20 protein-coding genes and 2 pseudogenes are annotated in these 20,657 nt (G+C 63.0%); 8 read left to right on the forward strand and 14 right to left on the reverse strand.

Annotation, left to right across the window (positions count from 1 at the left end):
* Positions 1-21: 21 nt before the first annotated feature.
* On the reverse strand, positions 22-810 hold the full coding sequence (locus A5636_RS06470; RefSeq protein ID WP_065157879.1) for an SDR family oxidoreductase: 789 nt from the start codon (positions 808-810) through the stop codon (positions 22-24).
* Between the two features lie 119 nt (positions 811-929).
* Positions 930-1,562 (reverse strand): TetR/AcrR family transcriptional regulator, encoded by a 633-nt coding sequence (locus A5636_RS06475; RefSeq protein WP_065157880.1) that lies wholly within the window; start codon positions 1,560-1,562, stop codon positions 930-932.
* A gap of 235 nt (positions 1,563-1,797) precedes the next feature.
* Between A5636_RS06475 and A5636_RS06480 the strand changes: the two genes are divergently transcribed.
* Positions 1,798-2,952, forward strand: coding sequence for an ABC transporter substrate-binding protein (locus A5636_RS06480; RefSeq protein ID WP_065157881.1), 1,155 nt, complete (start codon positions 1,798-1,800; stop codon positions 2,950-2,952).
* On the opposite strand, the gene A5636_RS06485 is transcribed toward A5636_RS06480, so the two are convergent.
* A complete protein-coding gene (locus tag A5636_RS06485) occupies positions 2,914-4,017 on the reverse strand; it encodes an NAD(P)H-dependent amine dehydrogenase family protein (RefSeq protein WP_065157882.1) in 1,104 nt (367 codons plus the stop codon). The two genes, A5636_RS06480 and A5636_RS06485, sit on opposite strands and share 39 nt — an antisense overlap.
* 126 nt (positions 4,018-4,143) lie before the next feature.
* Here A5636_RS06485 and A5636_RS06490 point away from each other — a divergent pair.
* Both A5636_RS06490 and A5636_RS06495 read left to right on the forward strand, forming a co-directional pair.
* Positions 4,144-5,381 (forward strand): annotated as a pseudogene (locus A5636_RS06490) (cytochrome P450).
* 12 nt (positions 5,382-5,393) lie between these two features.
* Positions 5,394-6,440: an NAD(P)H-dependent amine dehydrogenase family protein gene (locus A5636_RS06495; protein ID WP_065157883.1), complete on the forward strand. Its 1,047-nt coding sequence runs from the start codon at positions 5,394-5,396 to the stop codon at positions 6,438-6,440.
* On the opposite strand, the pseudogene A5636_RS06500 reads toward A5636_RS06495, so the two are convergent.
* A pseudogene (locus A5636_RS06500) lies at positions 6,437-6,754 on the reverse strand (dihydrodipicolinate reductase); the annotation flags it as partial. The gene A5636_RS06495 and the pseudogene A5636_RS06500 overlap by 4 nt on opposite strands.
* A 240-nt stretch (positions 6,755-6,994) precedes the next feature.
* Between A5636_RS06500 and A5636_RS06505 the strand changes: the two are divergent.
* Both A5636_RS06505 and A5636_RS06510 read left to right on the forward strand, forming a co-directional pair.
* Entirely contained in the window at positions 6,995-7,417 is a 423-nt protein-coding gene (locus tag A5636_RS06505; protein WP_253900517.1) for a hypothetical protein, read from the forward strand.
* A gap of 74 nt (positions 7,418-7,491) precedes the next feature.
* Positions 7,492-8,559 (forward strand): dihydrodipicolinate reductase, encoded by a 1,068-nt coding sequence (locus A5636_RS06510; protein ID WP_253900518.1) that lies wholly within the window; start codon positions 7,492-7,494, stop codon positions 8,557-8,559.
* Here the strand turns inward: A5636_RS06510 and A5636_RS06515 are convergent.
* From A5636_RS06515 to A5636_RS06530, 4 genes are all read right to left on the reverse strand, one after another.
* Positions 8,556-9,377 carry a mycofactocin-coupled SDR family oxidoreductase gene (locus A5636_RS06515; protein WP_065157884.1) on the reverse strand — a complete coding sequence of 274 codons (822 nt, stop codon included), beginning with the start codon at positions 9,375-9,377 and terminating at the stop codon, positions 8,556-8,558. The two genes, A5636_RS06510 and A5636_RS06515, sit on opposite strands and share 4 nt — an antisense overlap.
* Before the next feature lie 104 nt (positions 9,378-9,481).
* A complete protein-coding gene (locus A5636_RS06520) occupies positions 9,482-10,516 on the reverse strand; it encodes an NAD(P)H-dependent amine dehydrogenase family protein (protein ID WP_081287641.1) in 1,035 nt (344 codons plus the stop codon).
* Positions 10,517-10,617: 101 nt separating this feature from the next.
* Positions 10,618-11,394 (reverse strand): SDR family oxidoreductase, encoded by a 777-nt coding sequence (locus tag A5636_RS06525; protein ID WP_065157886.1) that lies wholly within the window; start codon positions 11,392-11,394, stop codon positions 10,618-10,620.
* Between the two features lie 84 nt (positions 11,395-11,478).
* Positions 11,479-13,092, reverse strand: a complete 1,614-nt coding sequence (locus A5636_RS06530) for a class I adenylate-forming enzyme family protein (RefSeq protein ID WP_065157887.1) — start codon at positions 13,090-13,092, stop codon at positions 11,479-11,481.
* A 126-nt stretch (positions 13,093-13,218) separates the two neighbouring features.
* Between A5636_RS06530 and A5636_RS06535 the strand changes: the two genes are divergently transcribed.
* The 3 genes from A5636_RS06535 to A5636_RS06545 all read left to right on the forward strand — a co-directional run bounded on the left by A5636_RS06535 (position 13,219) and on the right by A5636_RS06545 (position 16,261).
* Positions 13,219-13,749 (forward strand): nuclear transport factor 2 family protein, encoded by a 531-nt coding sequence (locus A5636_RS06535; RefSeq protein ID WP_065157949.1) that lies wholly within the window; start codon positions 13,219-13,221, stop codon positions 13,747-13,749.
* Positions 13,750-13,823: 74 nt separating this feature from the next.
* Positions 13,824-15,044 carry a CaiB/BaiF CoA transferase family protein gene (locus A5636_RS06540; protein ID WP_172827170.1) on the forward strand — a complete coding sequence of 407 codons (1,221 nt, stop codon included), beginning with the start codon at positions 13,824-13,826 and terminating at the stop codon, positions 15,042-15,044.
* Positions 15,041-16,261 carry a cytochrome P450 gene (locus tag A5636_RS06545; RefSeq protein WP_253900520.1) on the forward strand — a complete coding sequence of 407 codons (1,221 nt, stop codon included), beginning with the start codon at positions 15,041-15,043 and terminating at the stop codon, positions 16,259-16,261. Before A5636_RS06540 ends, A5636_RS06545 begins: the two co-directional genes overlap by 4 nt.
* 11 nt (positions 16,262-16,272) lie before the next feature.
* Here A5636_RS06545 and A5636_RS06550 read toward each other — a convergent pair whose 3' ends face one another.
* From A5636_RS06550 to A5636_RS06575, 6 genes are read right to left on the reverse strand one after another with little or no spacing between them, the layout of a single operon-like run.
* The gene (locus tag A5636_RS06550) at positions 16,273-16,875 is read right to left on the reverse strand and encodes a TetR/AcrR family transcriptional regulator (protein WP_065157888.1); all 603 of its coding nucleotides are present in this window, start codon (positions 16,873-16,875) and stop codon (positions 16,273-16,275) included.
* Positions 16,876-16,920: 45 nt separating this feature from the next.
* Positions 16,921-18,090, reverse strand: coding sequence for a lipid-transfer protein (locus A5636_RS06555; protein WP_065157889.1), 1,170 nt, complete (start codon positions 18,088-18,090; stop codon positions 16,921-16,923).
* Positions 18,087-18,539, reverse strand: a complete 453-nt coding sequence (locus A5636_RS06560; protein ID WP_065157890.1) for a MaoC family dehydratase — start codon at positions 18,537-18,539, stop codon at positions 18,087-18,089. Before A5636_RS06560 ends, A5636_RS06555 begins: the two co-directional genes overlap by 4 nt.
* Positions 18,536-19,648 carry an acyl-CoA dehydrogenase family protein gene (locus tag A5636_RS06565; RefSeq protein WP_065157891.1) on the reverse strand — a complete coding sequence of 371 codons (1,113 nt, stop codon included), beginning with the start codon at positions 19,646-19,648 and terminating at the stop codon, positions 18,536-18,538. The genes A5636_RS06560 and A5636_RS06565 overlap by 4 nt, the downstream gene beginning before the upstream one ends.
* 18 nt (positions 19,649-19,666) lie before the next feature.
* Complete coding sequence (locus A5636_RS06570; protein WP_065157892.1) at positions 19,667-20,080, reverse strand: Zn-ribbon domain-containing OB-fold protein; 414 nt, start codon at positions 20,078-20,080, stop codon at positions 19,667-19,669.
* Positions 20,080-20,655 (reverse strand): FAS1-like dehydratase domain-containing protein, encoded by a 576-nt coding sequence (locus A5636_RS06575; protein WP_065157893.1) that lies wholly within the window; start codon positions 20,653-20,655, stop codon positions 20,080-20,082. The genes A5636_RS06570 and A5636_RS06575 overlap by 1 nt, the downstream gene beginning before the upstream one ends.
* Between the last annotated feature and the right edge of the window lie 2 nt (positions 20,656-20,657).

The following is a 20,657-nucleotide window of genomic DNA, read 5'->3' on the forward strand; positions in this document are numbered from 1 at the left end:
GCGATTTCCTTCAGATGTCCGTCACCACTGTCGAAGTTCGGCCACGGCGCCGGATGGCCGAGGCGCCAGGGTCAGATAGGGGATGAAACTGCTGTTACCGCAACGGAGTACGGAGTGGACTACGTCGACAAGGTGTTCGGCTTCCACAAGGCCGCCCTGCATATAGCCGTGGTCCATCCAGTAGTGGATGGCAGTCTCCAGCGCTTGGGGGTCCCAGGCCTTATTGAACTCGGTCTGTGAGTCGCCCTGACCGCCGAAGCAGTCTCCTACCGCAAGCCGGGTGAAACCGATGTTCGGGTGTTCGATGCGCCACGCCTCGACCAATTTGTCGAGCGCGGCTTTGGACACCGCGTACGCGCCAAGCAGCGGCCACGGCGCGGAATAGGACGCACTCAAGGACGAGAGGTAGACCGCGGATCCGGCCGAGACGGCCAGGTGCGGCGCCGCGGCCGCGGTGACGAGAGAAGCGCCGGTCACGTTGGTGGCGAACAACTTTCCCCACTGCTCGGTGCTGACATCAGTGAGCGGTGCGAGCACGCCGACGCCTGTGGTGTACACCAGCGCGTCCAGGCCGCCGAAAGTATCGACGACTTCGCCGATCGCCTGCCCGCACGCCGCACCATCGGTGACATCACAGGTGACCGCGACCGCGCCATTGCCTGCCTCTCTGGCAGCGTTCTCCAGGCGGTCACGACGCCGTGCGAGGAATGCGACTCGGCTGCCCTTGTCGGCCAGGCCCATACCGATGCACCGGCCCAGGCCCGCAGACGCTCCGACCACGGCGACTCGCAGCGGCGGTGTCTCAGGCATCGGCTCTCCTAGAAGAAGTCGAGAGGAACATTATCATTTCGGTAGAGGAATCATATTCGTTCATCGAAAACACTCATTTCCGCATCTACTCGCGAACGCTCCGCCGTCCGGGCAGAAAACTATCGGCGCAGTACTTTTCGAGGCTCGACAGCAAAGCTCAGCAGGAGCCGATCGAGAACCTTGGCCGCCCTAACCCGGGCTTTGGCTGGGCGGTCGGCGTGCGCTACCAGGAGGGCCGCCTCCTCGACTGCCGCGACGAGCAGATGGGTCAGTTCGCCGACCGGGTGGTCGTCGATGATGCCCTCGGCGATCGCTTCGTCCACCATCTCGTTGATCAGGGCAATGCTGTTGCTCTCCTGGATGGACCGAAGCGTCTGCCAACCCAGCACCACCGGTCCATCGATGAGCATGATGCGCTGCACTTCGGGTTCGAGAGCGGACTCGAGGAATCCGCGCATCCCGACAGACAACTTCTCCCATGCGTCGGCGCCTTGTGGCGGTGAGGCGAGTGATCGCAGCGTCAGGTCGCGTTCGACCTCTTCGAAGACCGCGCGAAAGAGTTCGGCCTTGTCCTTGAAGTGATGGTAGAAAGCACCGCGAGTGCCTGCCCCAGACCTCGTGACCAGGTCCGAAATACTCGTCTCGAAATATCCTTTCTCGACAAACAGCGCGCGACCGGCGTCGACTAACTCGCTCCGAGTGCGATCCCCCCGCGTCCTGCGCTCGACGTCGGTGCCACCGCGCTTGGCCATTCCAGCATCGTAGCAACATTCATCATGTATGTTGTGCTGCCTTTGCGAACGAGACCGATCACGGGCATCAGGCCGAGGGTTGCACGGGCTTCTCATCACCGCCCAGGACCGATTCGGTGGCCGGGCGCCCTCGATCACGATCCTGCAGTGGGGTTGGGAAGTAATCCCTTATCCGACTTCGAAAACGGCCATTTCCGCGGGGTGCCGGACAACCTTCGTATTGTATGTTGCCTTAATGGCAGACGAAGCGGTTCGCGGGTACGGATCGGTTGCGCCGTTGAAAGTCGGTTTGCTCAACGATTATCCGACCCAAACCAGCACCGATAACGACACTGTCGACACACTGCGGTTGGTCTTCGACGAGGCGGTCGCCTCAGGCCTGCTCGACCGGCCGATAGAACTGATAGAACGTCAAGTGGTCGGCCTGCCCAACGGCACGTACCACGCCGTGGAGACCGCCTACGACGAGCTGGTTGCCCAGGGGTGTCTTGCGATCTACGGTCCGTATGTCTCCGACAACGCGGTGCCATTGGCCGCGCACGCCGATCGCGTGGCCAAGGTTCCCAACATCATCTTGTCGGGCTCCGAAGGGGCTCTCGGCGAGTGGACGTTTGCGCTCAACAACGGATCAATGCCCGAAGAGCCGGTGATGCTGGCCGCCGTGATGCTCGGGGACGGCCGATCGCGGATAGCCATCGCCTACGAAGCATCTTTGATCGGCAAGGAGTACCTGGCGTTCGCCGAAAAAGCTTACGCCGCTGCCGGATTGAAAGTCGTGACCACGGTCGCAATACCGCAAGTGGAAGCCGACAAAGCCAAGGTCGTCAGCGAGTTGCGGGATGCCGAGCCGGATGCCGTGGTGCATGTCGGGTTCGGCCACGGGCTGTGGGGCTTCACCGATGCGCTGCTGGCGGCGGGATGGGATCCGCCGCGGTACACCACCACCGCATTTGAGATGGCTCACATCAACGCTGAGTGGATGCGACAGCTGTCGGGATGGGTCGGGCTGGATAGCTACGACGAGCGCAATACCGTTGGGCAGGCTTTCCTGGATCGTTTCGAGGCCCGGTTTGGCCGCCGGCCGGCGCATTCGATGCCCGGTCTGACGCACGATGTGGCGACAGTGATCGCGCGGGGGCTCGCCGCGGCGCGCCCTTTGACCGGGGACGGCGTCAAGCAGGGCATCGAGCAGGTCAAGCTCGTCCCATCGGCCAGTGGGGCACCGGGGACTTTCTTGCGATTCGGCCGCTGCATCCGGCAGGGCTGGATGGGCACGGACTATCTGATCGCTCGCCGGGTGCTGCCGGACGGTTCGGCGCACGTCTTCCACGCTGCGCCCAGTGATCACATCTCACGCGCGGTCGGTCCGGCCTGCACTGGTCCCCGCTAGCTGAATCGCACCGAACACCGGGGCGGTTACGACGCCCGGTGGCGCAGCCAGCACGTCGGGAATCGCGCGCACCGCCCCCATCGCGATCATGAGATGGCCCGGCTCGGCGTGCGTTCCGGTGGGCGGCTCGTCGTCCCATCCGACATCCAGCTGCAGCTCAAAACTCGGGTTTCCCTTGATGACGGCCCGGATCAGCGGTGCCTTTTCGCCGGGAGTAAGGGGCTTTAGGCCCCACTGCGGGAGGTCGCGGGTAAGGACCCACTCCTCGTGGATGGCGAGCAGCGGGCGGCCAGACCAGTGGCCAACCCACGAGAACCGTTGTCCGACAACAGTTCCTGCTTCGATGGTGCCGGCGCGGATTTCGAGGTCGCGGGGGAGTGTCGTGGCGTCGACCGACACGTCGACATGTGACAGCCTAATCCCAAGGACGTCGGCGGTGGCGTTGAGCGCCTGCCGATAGGCCAGGTCGAGCTTTTTCACGATCGGGGAACTGACGCTCACATCTTCGGGCGGTCTGCCCATGCCCATCAGGTCAACGAGCATCGGCTTGCTGTCGACCGCCGATACGTCGGTGGCCTCGTAGAGGTCGATCCGGTCGATGGTCTTGGACAACGCCGTGATCGTGGCGACCAAACGCTCGAACATGAAGCCCGGATTCTCGCCCGCCGCATGGAAGCGGGACCCGCCTGTGCGACAGGCTGCGACAAAGGCGCGTTCGGTCTCGGCCCCGTATGTGGGCAGATGGTTGTATGAGGTGGTCGTGATGACATTGGTTCCCGAGGCGAGCAGCCGGCAAATATCTTCGGCGTTGGTTTCGACGGCATGCGCCTTGCTGGCGGCGTGGATGACGACGTCGGCGCCCAGCGCGAAGATCTCCTCCTTGTCCGAGGTGGCGAGCACTCCGGTGATGGGTGGCAGCCCACACAAGGTTCCGGCGTCCTGCCCGACCTTGGCGGGGTCGTACACCAGCACACCGACCAACTGGTAATCAGGATTCTCAATCAGTTCCTGCAGCGCGGCACGGCCCACGGCGCCGGTAGCCCATTGCGCGACTCGAGTTGCCAATCGAACGCTCCTGGTTGCTGTTTCGGTATCTACGCGGTAACTGGCTCCACTCAACCTACATCATGTAGGTTCTCAACCAGCAAGGTGTATGTTGTGCGAGCCGATGCACGAGTGAGGAGTCGTCAGATGGCTGAGCCGGCGACTGTGGCGGAGCTCGAACAGAGCATTCGAGACGCACAGGACAGATTCAACCAAGGCATGGGTGCCGACGGCGACGCATCGCCATACCCGTTACTTCAGAAGCTCCGCGCGCAGAGCCCGGTGCACGCCGGATGGCCGGAGATGGGGATGGTCGGCAATTCGGGTGACGGCCCACCAACCTTCACCGCCTACACGTTTGACATTGTCAAGGCCATCTTCACGGACAACATCACCTTCAGTACGCGGTGCTATGAAGATGTGGTCCGGCCGCTCCAGGGCCCGACGATCCTGGAGATGCAGGAACCTGAACACGCGGTCTACCGCAAACTGCATGAGTCGCCTTCGCCCGCTCTTCGATGAAGCGCTGGGACGCCGAACTCGTTGGTCCCTTGGTGGAGAGAACCATCGCGAAATTCAAGGACGCCAAGCGTGCCGACCTCGTCGATGCGGTGTTCATGCCGATCCCGGTGCGGGTGATCGCGGCTCTGTTGGGACTTCCGGATGCCGATGTGCTGCAGTTCCACCGACTCGCCATCGACCTGCTCGGTTTCCGCGGCGACATGGAAACCGCTTTGCGCGCATCGGCCGAGATGAAGGAGTACTTCGTCGGGATACTTGCCGACAAGCGCAAAGCCCCTAAGGACGACATGGTTTCGATCCTGGCCGGTGCCGAAGTCAATGGCGTGAAGATGTCAGACGAACAGATCTACGGTTTCATGCGCAACCTGCTGCCGGCCGGCGCGGAGACGACTTCGCGGTCAACGGCAAGTCTTGCCCTGGCGCTATTGACGCATCCTGACCAACTCGACGCCGTCCGCGACGATCGCAGCTTGTTGCCTCAGGCCATAGAGGAAGGGATCCGCTGGGAAACCCCGTTGCTCAACTTCATGCGTGAGGTCACCTGCAATACCGAAATCGGTGGAGTGCAACTTCCCAAGGGCGCAACCATGATGCTCAGTTTAGGAAGTGCGAATCACGACGAGACACGTTGGGAAGAACCAGAAAAATTTGACATCTTCCGGGAACGGAAGCCGCACATCGGCTTTGCCCACGGCGCACATGTATGCCTTGGTATGCACTTGGCCCGGCTTGAGACCACCAAGATTTTCAACGCGCTCTTCGACGAACTCACCAACCTACGGCTTGATCCCGACGCACCCCCGCCGTACATCACCGGCACGATGTTCCGTTCCCCGCCCCGCCTCGACGTCGTGTGGGATTGAGAGAGGTATGCGATGACACGGGCGATCCAGTGGGCCACTGGCGTGACCGGGATGACGTCGCTTCGCCACGTCATTGAACGAGCGGATCTGGACCTGGTCGGGGTGCGCGTCTACGACCCGGCGAAGGCGGGAGTGGACGCTGGCACCCTGTGTGGTGGCGGCGAAGTCGGACTTCACACCACCGCCAACCGCGACGAGATCATCAGCACCGAGGCCGACGTTGTGCTCTACATGGGCAAAGTCGAGACCGACACGCCGGGTTGTTTTGCCGATGTCTGCGATCTTCTCGCTTCGGGCAAGAACGTCGTAGCCACCGGGAGCCGTTTCATCCATCCTCGTTCGCTGCATGCCTCGTTGGCAGATGGTATCGAAAACGCCTGCCGCACCGGACAATCCTCGTTCCTCGGCGTCGGCCTATACCCGGGATTCTTCGGCGAATCCCTTGCGCCTGTCCTGTCGCGGCTCACCGCTCGTACCAGGCGGATCAGTGTGCGTGAAGTCCTGAACTACTCGAGCTACGCCAGCCATGACCTGATCTTCAATGCCATGGGTTTCGGACATGCGCCCGACGATACGACGCCGCTGCTGACCAACCCTGACTACGCGGCGAGCGCCTGGATCGGCAGTGCCACCGTGCTCGCCCAGTCGCTGGGGTTGGAGATCAGGTCCGTGCAGGGTTTCCGCGAGGTTCAGACCACGCCGCGGGCTTTGACGGTGGCCGCCGGCGAGATCCCTGCAGGCACGGTCGCCGCCATGCGCTTCGGCGTCGAGGTCGACTGCGGCGCCGCCATATTGGCCGTCGAGCACCTCACACGCATGGCCGACGACCTTGCGCCGGACTGGCCGACGGAGATCGGATACGAGCTGAGCTTCGATGGCGAGCCGAACCTGAAGTGCCACCTCGTGATCGGCTCACACGACCAGGATCACGCCAAACAAGGCTGCTTGGCCACCGCCATGCATGCGATCAACGCGATACCGACGGTGATGGCGGCCGACCCGGGCCTCTACGACATCTCCACGATCGCCCCATTTGTCGCGCACTGGACCAACCGCTAGAGCGCACTTGGACGTCGATTGCCGAAACCGGTGTAGCTGCGGATCAGTGGGAGATCGGCCATCGTCGCGAACCCGGCCGGCGCCGCGCAGACGGCCGGAATGGCGTTGACGACCTGCATGGCGACGGTGATCAGTCCAGCCCTGACATGCTCCTGGATCGAAGCATCGCGCGAAAAGCTGGCCAGGGGAAAGAAGTGCGTGCGCATGGACGGATCACCCTCGATGGTCAGCGTCCACCCGTCGAGAGGTTTGGGCCACTGTTCGGGGTACTTGCCGCCGACCGTCCACAGTGTCTCGAACTCGACCAGCATCTCCCGTTCGGCCCACTGGATGACACGTAGCGGACGATTGCTGGTGGTCCAAGTATCGACTCCCTTCCCGTCCCATCGCGGATCTCCAATGTATCGGCAGTTCTGATGTTCTACCGCAATATCTCGTTCCAACAGCCGATTACGCCTATTCTCATCCTGTGACATGCAGGGTGAAGGTTGACCCGTACTGCGACCCACTCGACTTCGAGATCGACGACGACCCGCCTCCCGGGTGGAGACAGGGTGGTTCAGTTCACCTGGATGAGGTGCGGCATCTTCTTCTACACGGAAGCCGTCGGCCCCGTGCTGCGCGTTGGGCATGTCTATTTCCCGCTGATCATGGCGGTGTACGACTCGTTCATCTTCGCGATGGTCGCGGTGATGTGCGTTCGCGATGAGGATGACGAATTGGTACTGATCAGCAGCATCGCGCGTTGGCTGCCTGGACGCCGAGGACGTCCGAAGCTGACGTTGACCCGACAGTTGCTGATATCGGTGGCGGCGGGCCTCGTCACTTTCGCAGTGCCCCTGGCCGTGCTCGCGGGCCTGCGGGCGGCGGGCTTGTCCGAACCCGCCTACGACCGGAACCCTTATCCGAATGTGAAGGTCTACGACCCGTGCGGGCACCTGCAGAATGCGGGCAAGCCAGGGCCGTTCTACAGGTGATCCGGGCCCGGCCTAGCACCGAACTAAGAAGGGGCAGTGAAACATTGGCGAATGATGCTAAGAGACATTACCGCGTGGTCCACGTCGGTACCGGATTGACCGGTCGCGAGGCGTTGCGGGCAATCATCGACGATCCTGTGCTGGAACTGGTCGGCGTCAAGGTGTCGGCACCGGAGAAAGTCGGGGTGGATGCGGGCCAACTCTGCGGGACGGCGGATGTCGGGGTAAGTGCGACCGGCGACATCTCAAAGGTATTGGCGCTGGCTCCGGACTGTGTCGCATACTGCGCGACGGCGGTCCGGCGCGAAGAGGAAGCCATCGCAGACATCGTCACCTACCTCGAGGAAGGCATCAACGTGGTGACCTTCTCGACCATCCCGCTGGTCTACCCGGCCGCGGCGCCCGCCGGGTGGCGCGATGCTTTGGAAGATGCTGCCCGGAAGGGGAATTCAACCTTCTACGCAACCGGCAGTGAGCCGGGATTCATCAGCCTGAACATTCCGACCGCTCTACTCGCCGGGGCAGGGCGGGTCGACTCGTATCGGATGGACGAGTACGCACTCGATCTGGACAAGGCGTATCCGATCTGGGACGTATTGCACGAGTCGATGGGCTTCGGGAAACCCGACGGTCACGTGCCGGTTCGCATTGCCTCGGGAAAGGTGAACAAGGACTGGGAAACCGTGGTGCGCTATATCGCTGACATCCTCGGATTCGTGCTCGACCGGATCGATCTGGACTGGGAGAGGTTGCTTGCGCCTACGGATCTCGACACCGCGCTAGGTGTCATCCCCGAGGGGACGATATGTGCCCACCGCTGGCAACTTGCCGGCATGATCGGCGCGCGACCGGTTGTCGCCGTGCAGTACTTCGCGACCGTCAGCAGCACACCGTGGCCGGACCGCTGGCCGAAGCCCGCACGTGAGGGCGAAGGCGGGATGGTGTTCCGCATCCAGGGCAGTCCGAGTATGAGCCTGGAGTTGCACTTCGAGCAGTCGGCAATTACCCGGGTGAACCCAGGTGTCGCGGTCACGGCGATGGCGGCTGTCAACGCAATTCCGGACGTCGTGGACGCCCTGCCCGGCGTGATCGCCCAACCGCTGTCGGGACCTTCGATCGTGAGTCGGCAGTCGCGCACCTAGGTCCCGGTCACACCGACGTCGACGGGAATGGCGGCGGCCGTGACATACCGCGATTCGTCGGATGCCAGCCAGGCCACTGCGCCGGCAACATCTTCCGGCATGGTGACCGCGTTGGGGAGTAGCTGTCGGGAAAAGCCGTTGTGCAGAGCGGGGTTCGAGCTCGCCGCGTCGGCCATCGCCTCCAGCATTCGACCGGTGCCCATCGGGGTGGCGACCGATCCTGGGTGAAGACTGTTTACCCGGATATTGTGCTTACCGAGTTCTGCTGCGAATGCGCGCGCAAGCCCGACGATTGCGTGCTTGCTGGCGGTGTAGGCGATCATGAATGGCTCCATCGTCAAGCCTGCAGCAGAACCGATGAGAATGATCGACCCGCCCCGGCCGCCGTTGACAATGTGCCTTGCACCCGCCATGACTGTGTTCCACGTCCCGACCAGATTCACGTCAACGACATCTTGAAAGTCGCGTGCCTTCACCTGATCCCATGGTGCGGGCACGCAGATGCCTGCGTTGGCGACGATGACGTCGAGTCGTCCTAGCTCTGCCACAGCTTCCGCAACAGCCGTGCACATACCTTCGTGGTCGCGGGTATCAACGACTGCGGTGATGGCGCGTCGGCCGTTGGCTTTGACCAACTCCGCAGTCGCCGCCAGGTCCGCTGGGGTTGCCGAATCGTAGGGGACGCATGGCGGAAGGGGACCCGCTACGTCGGTGAGGATCACATCGGCGCCATCCGCGCTGAGCCGTTGCGCGTGGGCGCGCCCCTGGCCGCGCGCCGCGCCCGTGATGAGGGCGACCCGGTCGGTCAACTCGGCCACACTGACACGCTACAGCAGACGAGAATCAGCGTTGACACTCCTCGAGAATCAACGTTGCGATCGGTGGTAGCGTCCAGTCCGCGGGTTGGGCCCATGATCACCGTCTACCCGACGTCGATGGCGTTGAGCGGTGCGGTGATCGGCAGATCCAGCGACGTCGCGATTCCGGGCGCGGCATCGACGACGTAGGGAATGGCGTTGACGACGCGCATGGCGGTCGCCTGCATTGCGTTGTCGTTGGCCGACTCAGGCGTGTCCTCGGTGCCGAGCCTAAGTTCGCACTGCATATGAGGTTGGCCCTCGATGATGAGGCGGTATGTGCCGTTGGGTGCTGTCGCCCACTGTGGCGCCAGGTCGGGGGCCATGCGGTTGATGTGTTCGATGGTGATCACCGGCTGACCGTTGACCACGCCGGTGGTTTCAGCGCGGACGGCGCCAACCGTCCCGGCCGGAATGATCCCGCACGCTACGTGGAGATCACGCGGGGTGATCACGCGCTCGTAGGATTCGGTGACCTTGTCTAGCTCGACCCCGAGCGCCTTGGCGACCAATCCGATGGGCGGCCCCCAGGCGAACTGCTGGGCACCCTCGAGTTCAAGCAGCGGCGTGAATTCGATCGGCTTGCCGAATCCCATTGCGGTGACCATCAGATCCTTATTCGGATAGGCCGAGTAGTCGAAGATCTCCTGTGCGCGAATAGACCGGATCGTGTCGGACAACGTTGTCAGCAGCACCGCGAACTGGTCACCGGCAAAGCCAGGCTCGATACCCGACGTGTAGATGGTCACCCCGCCCGATAAGGCCGCCTCGCGCACCTGGCCGGCGAGCTCGGGAATCCATCTGTTGGGAAACATCATTCCGGGCGTATTGGTCGTGACCACGTTGAGCCCCGCGCCGAGCAGACGCACATAGTCGCGAACCGCGGCCGCATCCATCTCGGCGCTGGCTGCCCCGTAGACGACGCAGTCGGGCCTCAACGCGATGATGTCGTCGAGACTGTTGGTGGTGGTAATACCGATCTGACCCAATGCGACGATCTCCCCGACGTCGCGACCGGTCTTTTCCGCGGTGTGTACCCACACCCCGACCAGTTCGAGGTGCCGACGCCGCACGATCGCGCGTATCGCCAGGCTGCTGATCCAGCCGGTGGAGATGACGGCAACGCGTAACGGCTTGGTGGTCATGGCAATTGCTCCTAATCGCGCTCGATCACAGATGTACATTCGTGCTCCAATCCCGATCAGCTGTCGGTCCGAGCCGGCTGGCGCTTGATGATTCGGGGGGCGAGGTGCACTATCTCGCTGATCACCGTGGGGTAGGCGCGTGAAATGGCGATGAGGGAAAGCATGGCATTGGCCACGTCTTCGACCGTGGACATCTCGTCGGGAATCTGACCTTCGTGCGCCCAGGCCCGGTATAGGTGAGCCAGCAATTCGCGATCGGCTCCGCGCAGGATCTCGGTGTCACAAGTGGGGCCGACGCTGACCCGGATGACGGCGAGATCGGGATGCTCGGCGCGCCACGCTCGCAGGATCTCGTCCAGCGCCGCCTTACTCGCTTGGTAGGCAGCCACACCCGCGCGAGCCCGACCGACGTCGTGGCTCGACGCCACGATGACTACGGCGTCGTCGGCCAAATGCGGCAGCGCCGCACGCAGTACGTGGGAGGCGCCGACGGCGTTGACGGCGTACGCATGCAGCCATGTCTCCACATCGGTCTCTTCGATCAGGGCGAACGGCACCACGGCGCTGGTAAACACCACCGCATCGAGCTTGCCGAAATTGGCCACGACGTCATCGACGACGGATTCGATGGCGCGGGGGTCGGACACGTCGAGTTCGTGTGCCGATCCGTGCAGTTGATCGGCCAGTTCCTCAAGGCGGTCCAGTCGCCGGGCCGCGAGCGCCACGTTGGCGCCCCGGGAATTGGCGGCAACGGCCAAAGCCTGTCCGATGCCCGAGGATGCACCGATGATCAGCATCCGTGCCCCTGCAATGCTGGCGTGCCGGTTGCTCATGATCGCTCCCTCTGTACGTGGTCGAGGCAATTCTCGCGTGTGAGAATGAATATTCTCTGTGGGGTGGTTGCAGCCAATCGACGTTCAGCGGCGCACCAGCAGCCCGCTGAGCTGCTGCGCCAGCTCCGTCCTCTTGATCTTTCCGGTCGCGGTGAAAGGAAGTTCTTGCTTTGAGGTGACCCAGATGAACTTCGGCACCTTGTACGCCGAAAGCCGGCTCCGCAGTTGCACTTGCAACGACGAGCCGTCGAGTGTCGAATCACCCCGCGGCACCACCGCCGCCGCGACCACCGTTCCGTCTTCGGGGCTCTCGACGCCGACCACGTACGCTTCGAGCACGCCGTCGCAATCGGCCAGGGCCAGTTCCACTTCGCTCGGTGTGACGTTGGTTCCACCAGCAGTCTTGATCAGATCGCCCAACCGGCCGGTGAATTTGATCCAGCCGTCGTCATACTCGACTCCGCAATCACCGGTCCGGTAGTACCCGTCGGCGGTGAACACGTCCTCGCGCTCACGCTTATAGAGGCGCTGCATCAACGAGTAGCCGCGAACCCAGATTTCACCGCTGGTCCCGACCGGGACCGGTACGCCGGTCGCGGGTTCGACGAGGATGTGGCTGAGACCCTCGACCGGAAACCCGCCGGTCTCAGCTCGATCCGGCGGCTGTGGCGGATAAGGGTCCACGCCGATGTGGTTGCCGCACAGTTCGGTCATTCCAAGGGCACTCGGCCCCTTGGGTCGCCGGTCCGGCGGCACCATCGCCGGCATGCTGGAGCGCTGCACCGAAGTGAGCTTCCGCCCAGCGAAATCGGGGTGCTCCGACAAAGACTTGCCCTGCTGTGGCCAACCGAGCGCGATCGTCACCTGGTGGCGCTCCATCAATGCCAATGCGTCCGCCGCATCGAACGCGGGCTGGGTGACGAGCGTGGCGCCGTGGTGAATCACGGCGTGCAATCCGGTGATCAGCCCCCCCACCCAAAAGAACGGCATGGCGGTGAACAACACACTGTCGGGTCTGAGGCCGTACTGAAAGGAAAGGTTGTAGGTGTGGCGGACCAAGGTTCCCTGTGTGTGCACAGGGGCTTTCGGGTCACCGGTGCTACCCGAGGTGTATATGATCATCGCCTCGTCGGCCGGGGTCACGCAGGACTCGACATCGAGAAGCAAATCAGCATCGATGCCCGCCGGTGCTTCCTTAGCCTCGAATGCCGTCGCCCAGGACCGATCACACGGTCCCCACACCCCGATCGTGCGCAGAAACGGCGTGTTGCGCAGAACGAGTCGGCCGGGTTCACCCTGTTGGGCGAGACCCGGTAACGCCTCCTCGAGACGCTCGACGAAATCGTGGTTGCGGAACGCGGACCACGCTAAGACCGCTTTCAGGTCGGCGTGACGGGCAGTCCAGGCTAATTCGGACGCCTTGTAGAACGTGTTGAGTGGAACAGCGACGGCGCCGATGCGGGTGACCGCGAACCAGGCGAGCGCCCATTCCACGCTGTTGGGCATAAGAATCCCGACATGGTCGCCCTTTGCGATGCCCTCTCCGAGCAGCGTCAGCGCCAACCGCGACGAGCGCACATCGAGCTCGGCGTACGTCAGCGTCTGCCCGTTGGCGATGAGGAACGGCTTTTCGCCGAAACTCGCCGCGCACGATCTCAACAGTCGTGGGATCGTGGGGATGATCGTCGGGAAGGGCATGCGGTTGGGATCCTCGTAGGACGTTCATTGGGCCTCAACAGGATAGTTCCCTTTTCATCAAACGAGAATACTGGTTCTCGGGATTGCCATTATCGAACTACACTGCGAACCATGGTGCCGGACCGTCTGGATCTGATCGAGTCCAGTTTGGCGATCAGTCAGCTGCCGAGCCGCTATGCCATGGCGCTGGACGCCCGCGACGTGGACGCATTGGTGGCGCTATTCGTCGACGATGTCGACGCGGGCGCGCATGGTCGCGGCCGGAATGCGTTGCAGCGGTGGTATGACCGCGCCTTACGACGGTTTTACCGCAGTATCCACCTGATCTGCGGGCACGAGTTCGACTTCATCGACGCTGATCATGCGACGGGTTCGGTCTACTGCCGCGCCGAGCACGAAGAAGGCGACGGGTGGTACGTGATCACGATGCGCTACGAAGACGTGTACGAACGACGTGACGGTCGGTGGTACTTTGTCACGCGGCGTGAGCATCCGTGGTACTCCGTGGACGTGACCGAACGGCCTGGGCCAGAGTTCATCCGGTGGCCGGCGGACGTACCGCTTCGCAAGCCCATGCCGCAGCGGATGCCGAGTTGGCAAGCGTTCTGGCGGAACGGGGATCCCGAGCAACCCGGGCGTCTCTCGCGGCGGCCGTAATCCGTTTACAATGCCAAGCGAAAACAAAATTCTCATTTGCGATAATTAGCGTTACCGGGAGCCGGGAGGGCGTCATTTCCGACGATAAGGTACTCAGCGGAGTTCGTGTATTAGAGGTCGCCGCGTGGACGTTCGTGCCCTCGGCCGGTGCGGTACTTGCCGAGTGGGGCGCAGAAGTCATCAAGGTCGAGCCGCGTAACGGCGGTGATCCGCAACGCGGCCTGGTCACAATGGGGATCGTCGACTCGGGTGGCGGGTCGGTCAACTACATGATCGAAATCCCGAACCGGGGAAAGAAATCCATCGGAGTGGATCTGAGCACGCCCGGCGGCCAGGAAGTGGTGCGCGAACTGGCCAAAACCAGCGATGTGTTCCTGACCAGTTACCTGCCGGAGCGCCGCGCGAAGCTCGGTATCGACGTCGAGGACATCCGAGCAGCCAACCCGAGCATCGTTTACGTGCGCGGCTCGGGGCACGGGCCCAAGGGGCCAGATGCCGACAAGCCTGGCTACGACGGTGTGTCCTACTGGGCGCGGGGGGGAATCGCCACTGTCCTCACTGAGGACGCCGATGAGTTGGTGCGCTCACGGCCCGCGTTCGGTGACCTGCTCGGAGGGATGGCGATCGCGGGAGGGATCGCCGCCGCGCTTTACAAGAAGGCAATGACTGGGAAGGGTTCGGTGGTCGACGTTTCCCTTCTCGGGTTGGCCGCATGGAACCTCAGCCCCGACGTCGCGGTGAGCCAAATCCACGGTGGCAGCTCCATTCCCAAGTACGGGCACGCCGATTCACCTAACCCGCTGGTGGCCACCTATCGCACGAAAGACGATCGTTACGTGCAGCTGATGATGCTGCAACTCGACAAGTTCTACGCCGAGGCGATGCGGGTGATCGGTCTTCCCGAGTTGGTGGACGATCCGCGGTTCGCCGAACCCGCATCGCGGTTCGAGAATCGAGTCGTTCTCATCGCGTTGCTCGACGCGGCGTTCGCCAAGCGCACGTTGGCCGAATGGCGCGAAACGCTGGCGGTGCTATCCGGCGCATGGGGAATTGTGCAGACGCCGGCCGAGCTGTGTCAGGACCCCGCCGTCGTCGCGAATGGCTACGTCGCGCACACCCAAACCGTCAACGGCGTGCCATTCTCGCTGCCTGTCAACCCCGTTCAGTTCGACGAGCAGGCGGTCATCCCGCCCGGCGCACCCGAGCACGGCCAGCACACGGAGGAAGTGCTGATGGATGCGGGCATCGACTGGGACCTGATCACGAAGTACAAGGAATCCGGGGCGATCGTGTGAACTCAACGATCCCCGTGGAATTCGACCCGTTCTCAACCGAATTCTTCAATGGGGCCTATGGCACCTATCGACGGCTTCGCGATGAGGCGCCCGTCTACTACAGCGAGAAGTGGGATTTCTGGGCGCTCACCCGGTATGAGGATGTAGCACCCGCGACAAAAGACCACGAAACCTTCTCATCGGCCAAGGGCGCGACCCTGGACATGGTCAAGGCCCACGACGACGCCATCCCGGTGCCCAAGGTGATCATCTCGATGGATCCGCCCGAGCATCAGAAGATGCGCAGGCTAGTCAGCAATGTGTTCACCCCGCGGGCGATTGCCGCGCTGGAAGATATGGTGCGCGACAAGGTTTACGAGCGCATAGAAGCGCTGAATCCCGCATCCTTCGACGTCGTCGCCGACTTCTCGGCCCTGTTCCCCAACGAGGTCATCACGACGATGCTCGGTGTGCCGAAGCAGGACCGCGATCAAATCCGCGTTTGGCTGGATTTGCTCCTAGAGCGCCATCCGGGCGAGATCGCCACCACCAAGCGGGGATACGAGGCGTCGGTGAACACGGGCCTCTATTACTACGACCTGGTGCGGCAGCGGCGGACCCACCCCGAAGACGACATGATCAGCCGTTTGATCGAGACGGAGATCGAACGTGACGGTGTGGTGGAGAAGCTGACCGACGTCGACATCACTGGGTTCGCAACAATGCTCGGCGGGGCGGGCGCCGAAACGGTCACCAAGCTAGTCGGCAACGCGATGGTCGCATTCGCCGACTTTCCCGACCAGTGGAGCAAGCTACGTGACGACCGAAGCAAAATACCCGCCGCGGTGGAGGAACTGCTGCGCTACGAGGCTCCATCGCAGTACCAGGTTCGGACCGCCACACGCGACGTGACCTATCACGGGATAACCATCCCGGCCGGCGGTGCGGTGATACTGGTCACCGGTTCGGCGACACGTGACGAGCGAATGTTCGATGATCCCGACCGGTTGGACATCGATCGAGAGCGCAGGATGGGCTTCAACCTCGCGTTCGGATACGGCATACACAGTTGCCTCGGTGCGGCACTGGCCCGCATGGAGAGTCGCATCGCGCTCGGCGCGCTTTTGGATCTACTTCCCGAGTACGAAGTCGACCGCGACGGGTTGCAAAGGGTAGCAATGGCGAATGTGTGCGGCTGGTCAAACGTTCCGGTGCGCAGGGTTGGCGTGGTTGGCTGAGGCCAGACGTTTTAGCGGCGCCGCCCGTGGCCGTCGACGAACCCGTTGACGACATAGGCCCTTACGAATTCGGTGACCGCCTCGTCGTCACGCATATCGACCGTTGGCGACGGAGTCGTGAACAGCGAGAACAAGATTCGCGCAAACCATTCGGTCGCAGTGGGGATGTCGAGATCACTTCGGACCTCCCCGGTGAGCCTGGCGGCAGATACGTAGGGCGCCAGGAATTCGGTGCAGTCCTTCAGCAGCATGGCCGCGTTCTTCGTCATCATCAGGCTGACTTCCGCCTCGTCGAAGTAGGCCTCCGGTTCGACGACCCTGCGTGCCTGGGTGACGAAGACAGCGGCCTCGACGAGCCGGCCCTCGAGGGTGCTACCGCCGCGGCGGTCGATCGCCTTGGCCATGTTGCGGTAGAACCGCTGCGAGGCCGCCTCGGCGCAGGCTTCGACGATTGTCTCTTTGTCCCGGAAGTATTCGTAGAACGTGCTGCGGGACACGTCGGCGGTCCGCGCGATGTCGACGATAGTCGTCTTGGCCAAGCTCTGGGTCCGAAAGCAGGCGAAGGCCGCCGCGATGATGGCAGCGCGGGTGTCGGTCGCGGTTGCCTGCGTCATGGAGAACCCCTTTCTAGCTGCCGATGAGACTAGCGGTGCTGCGCCTCACCTATCGGGCGCGAGGATCAGTCCACTGGTCGGGACGCCGGTGCCCGAGGTGACCAGCACGTGTTCGACGTGGTCGACCTGGTTGTGAGACGTACCGCGCACCTGCCGCACTCCCTCCGTGATGCCGTTCATCCCGTGGATGTAAGCCTCACCGAGCAGGCCACCGTTGGTGTTGATCGGCATCCGCCCGCCCAATGACAGCTCGTCGATCGATACGAAATCCTTGGCCTCGCCCCGCCCGCAAAATCCGAGTTCCTCGAGTTGGGTGAATACGAACGGAGTGAAGTGGTCGTAAAGGAAAGCCGTCGATATGTCATTCGGTTTCAGTCCGGAGTCGTGCCACAGCTTGTTGCCGACCACGCCCATTTCGGGTAGCCCGGTGATCTCTTGGCGGTAGTAACTCGTCATCACTTCGCCGTCGTAGGCCGCTCCTTGGGCGGCCGCGGTGATGACGGCGGGCGGCTTGGGCAGATCCCGCGCCCGCTCGACACTGGTCACCACCATCGCGACGCCGCCGTCACTTTCCTGGCAGCAATCCAGCAGGCGCAGCACCGGTTCGACGATCCAGCGCGACTCCTGATGCTGCTCAAGGGATATGGGCTTGCCGTAGAACCAGGCGTCCGGGTTATTGGCGGCATGTTTGCGGTCGATGACCGAGATCTTGCCGAAATCGGCGTTGGTGACCCCATAGGTCGACATGTACCGCTGAGCGTGCAAGGCGACCCACGCGGCCGGGGTCATCAACGCGAATGGCGCGTAGGGAGCCATCCACAACGGCGTCACGCCGGGTTGGCGTCCAGCGCCGCCGAACCGAAAGCCGGAGCGCTCGTTGAATGCTCGGTAGCACACCACCGCCTCGGCGGCACCGGTCGCGACAGCCATCGCGGCTTGCATCACGGTTCCTGCGGCCGCTCCGCCGCCGTGCGGAACCCTGGTGAAAAACGATAGGTTTCGGATGCCGACGTTTCGAGCAACCTCGATCTCCTCGTTCTCGTCCACGGTGAACGTCACCATGCCGTCGATATCGCTGGGACGCATGCCGGCATCGTGGATGGCCGCCTTGACTGCCTCGCAGGCCAGCTGCATTTCGGTGCGCCCCGACTCCTTGGAGAATTCAGTCTGACCGATGCCGGCGAGGGCCGCTTTCCCGCCGATGCCGGCGCTCACGCATCGACCCCGTCGAGCAGGCTGAGCACCGCGGTGCCGGAGACGTGGGCACCGAGGCTGTTGGTGCCTTTGAAGTTGACCTCGACCAAGCCTTCGCCGTCGGCTGACGACTTGTCGGTGACGCTGCCTTCGAAGCGCAGGGGATCGTTTGGGTAGGCGGGAACACCGAGGCGGACGGAAAGCTTCTTGATTATCGCCTCGGGTCCGGCCCAGTCGTGCAGAAATTTCACACAGAGCCCGTTGCTGGTCAGGATATTGAGGAAAATATCTTTGGAGCCTTGGGAATTGGCGAAGTCACGGTCGTGGTGCACTGGCATGTAGTCGCGCGAGGCGATGGCGCCCGCGACGATCAGCGTGGTGGTCACGGGCACGTCCATCGGTGTGATCTCGTCACCCACATTGATGGTGTTCCACGCCAGGGTTGTGGTGCGCTTGAGGGTGGAGGTCATTTGCCGCTTCCTTCCGCATATGCGTTGCCCAGGCGGGCCAGTTGCTGCGACGTCGAGCCGAGCGCAAGTTCGTTCTGCTTAGCCCACAAGAAATAACGGGACAGGGGGTAGGTGATGTCGATTCCCATGCCACCGTGCACCTGTTGGGCCGAGGCCGCTACGCGGGCACCTGCCTCGGCCGCCCAGAACTTGGCGATGGCGGCCTCGCGATCAGCCGGTCGTTCTTGGGCAATCAACCATGCCGCGTGCCACGTGGTCCACCGGATAGCTTCGACGTCAATGAATGCGTCGGCGAGGCGTTGCTGGACGGCCTGGAATGACCCGATGGGACGGCCGAACTGTTCACGCTCGCTGGTGTATGAGGCGGCCAGTTTCAAAGCCCTTTCCACAACCCCGATTTGGATCGCACACAGGCCGACCAGGGCCCGGGTATAGAGCAAGTCGACGCTGGCCCCGCCGCCATGTTCGGTGAGTGGCTGGCCGATCGCGTCGGTCAAGTCCACGTCGGCATGCGGTTCACCGTTGGTGGTGGGCACCGGTGTGATGGCCACGCCGTCGGTGTCGGTGTCGACGATGAACAGGCCGGGACCGTCCTCGGTCTGCGCCGACACGATTACGGCCGATGCAAGTTGCGCCGCGGGCACCAACTCCTTCTTGCCTTCTAGTCGCCATGTGTCGCCGTCGAGTCGTGCGGTGGTACGCGGAGCGGTCGGGGAGGAGTTGCCCGGTTCGACGAGCCCGGCGGTGAGGATTGTGCTGCCGTCGACCACGCCGGGCAGATACCGTTGTTGCAAGACGTAATCACCGTGCCGCGCAATGGTGTCCGCGCCCAGAACGAGCGTGGCGTAGACGGGGACCGGTGCGACACTGAAGCCGACCTCGCTTAGCAGCACGCCCAATTCGAGAAATCCGCCGTCGCTGCCGCCCACGGATTCGGGTAGTGCGACGCCGAGCAGGTCGGCGGACGCGAGTTCGTTCCACAACTCGGCGTCGTAGCGCACGTCGCCGGACTCCAGTTCGGTCAGATGCTCGGGTGTGGCGCGGTGCTCGAACAACTGGCGCGCCACTTTACCGACGGTCTCTTGTTCCTCGGTGAAAGTGAAATCCATGAGTTCAATCGCCTTCGGTCAGCCGGCCGGCCGGAATTGATGCAGCACCAACTCGTCGCCACTCGGAAGGGCTTCAAATGTCTCGTAGAAGACCTCGACGGGCATGCCGACCTCGACGGCTGCGGGTTCAATGTCACAGAGGTTCGACACGATGCGCACACCCTCTTCGAGCTCGATCAGCGCAACGACGTATGGGTACTGAAGAAACGGCAGCGGGGGGTACTGCGGCATCACGAAGCTGTACACCGTGCCGCGCCCTGAGGCCAGGACGTAGTCCCATTTGAGCGACTGGCACCTGCCGCACATCGGCCGCGGCGGGACACGTAACGTTTGGCAGTTTGCGCAGCGCTGAATGCGAAGTTCGTTGTCTTTCAAGCCCGACCAGAAGAACTCGGTGTCGGGACTGATCGAGGGAGCGAGTCTGCTGGCCATCAGTCCCCAGCCGTTCCGGCGGGGGCCCCGCCCGTCTTGAATCGCAGTGTGCGGAACCATTGGCGGCCGATCACCTCGTCATTCTGATCGCGGTAAGTGGTCACCCAGGTGACGAAGTAGCCGTCGCCCATCGCCGTTTTCTTCTCGTCGGAGATCGAGTCGAAGACCGTCTCGGCGGTGATCTGGTCCCCTACCCGGGGATAGCGTTCGATCTCGAACTCGGAGTTCGTCGCGATGATGCCGGTATAACCGGCGTCGGACAGGAACTGCAGCGGGTTGCTCTTGATTTCGATTGGCACACCGCCGCGCTCGTGAATGCCCGCCAGCTTCGGTGGGGGCATGGTCCAGGTCTGCAGCATCACCGGCGGCGAGACCAGCCCCCCGTGCCGAGAGCTCCGGGCGAAGTCCTCGTCGAGGTAGGCCGGGTTCATGTCGTCCAATGCGTAAGCCCAATGTCGGATCATCGCGGCGTTCACCGGATCCGGTGCGTGGGACGGTCTGCCGACCCCGTCGGTGGGCGTGCCGACCAGCGCGTCCAGGTGCTGGCGCAGTTCGTCTTTGGTCGATTCGGTCATAG

It is taken from the genome of Mycobacterium asiaticum, from assembly GCF_001673315.1.
GTDB lineage: Bacteria > Actinomycetota > Actinomycetes > Mycobacteriales > Mycobacteriaceae > Mycobacterium > Mycobacterium asiaticum_B.